Annotated in this window: 3 protein-coding genes; all 3 read left to right on the forward strand. The window is 63.3% G+C overall.

What is annotated here, in order from left to right; all coding sequences use genetic code 11:
• On the forward strand, positions 1–355 hold a 355-nt coding region (locus tag AC1D0P_RS25840; protein WP_477679335.1), incomplete at its 5' end, for an SRPBCC family protein.
• Between the two features lie 21 nt (positions 356–376).
• Positions 377–826, forward strand: a complete 450-nt coding sequence (locus AC1D0P_RS25845) for a DUF1801 domain-containing protein (RefSeq protein WP_477679336.1) — start codon at positions 377–379, stop codon at positions 824–826.
• 31 nt (positions 827–857) lie between these two features.
• The coding region (locus AC1D0P_RS25850; protein ID WP_477679337.1) for a DUF1801 domain-containing protein at positions 858–1,193 on the forward strand (336 nt) is incomplete at its 3' end.

Raw genomic sequence — 1,193 nt, forward strand, 5'->3', positions numbered from 1 at the left:
CCCGCCGCAAAAAATCTGGCGCGCGCTCACGCAGCCGCAGCTGATCGCCGAGTGGCTTATGAAAAACGACTTCCAGCCCGTCGTCGGCCACGGCTTCAAGCTCAGCGCCGACTGGGGCGCCGTCGACTGCGAGGTGCAAACTGTGGAGCCCGAAAAAACGCTGTCCTACACCTGGGCGGCCTATGGCCTCGAGAGCGTGGTCACCTGGACGCTGACCCCCACAGGCACCGGCACCCGTTTGCGCATGGAGCAGGCGGGTTTCCGGACCGACCAGGAACAGGCCTTCCAGGGCGCAAAACACGGCTGGCAGCAGTTCTTTGCCAACCTGGAGCAGGTCCTGGCACGCCCAGTGTGAGCTTTCACGCGAAGCCCTGACATGAACGCCATGGCCAGAAAGACAGCCGGTGCGCCGGCGAAGTCCGCGAAGCCCGTCCTGCTCTCAGGCGGCAACCCTCGGATCGCGAAAGGCGAGGGCGACGCTCCCGTGCAGGCCTATATCGCGGCCATGCCGGGATGGAAAAGCGATGTAGGGCGACGGCTCGACGCGCTCATCACGCGCACCATCCCCGGCGTGCGCAAGGCCGTCAAGTGGAAYWCGCCSTTCTAYGGCCTTGAAGGCCAGGGCTGGTTCCTGAGCTTTCATTGCTTCACGCACTACGTCAAGGTGGCTTTCTTTCGCGGCCTGTCGCTGCGTCCCGTGCCGCCTGTCGAATCCAAGAGCCAGGACACACGCTACCTCCACATCCAGGAAGGCGGGCAGTTCGACGAGGCCCAACTGGCCGCCTGGATCCAACAGGCCAGCGAATTGCCCGGCGAAAAAATGTGAACGGCACAACCCTGAAGAAAGCGACATCACCATGAAAAAAGCGATGGCGAGCGACACGGCGCAAGACAAGGAAGGCGGTTCCGCCTCCGCGCAGATTGACGCGAAGATCAAGGCACTCGACGACTGGCGCGGCGAGACGCTGGCGCGTATCCGCAAGATCATCCAGCAGGCTGTGCCCGAGGTGGTCGAGGAGCTCAAGTGGCGCGGCGTTCCGGTGTGGTCACACGGCGGCATCATCTGCACCGGCGAGACTTACAAGAGCGCCGTGAAAATGACCTTTGCCAAGGGCGCCAAGCTCGAGGATCCTGCAGGCCTGTTCAATTCCAGCCTCGAAGGCAACACCCGCCGCGCCATCGATCTCCATGAG

Source organism: Polaromonas sp. P1_G2, assembly GCF_056405515.1.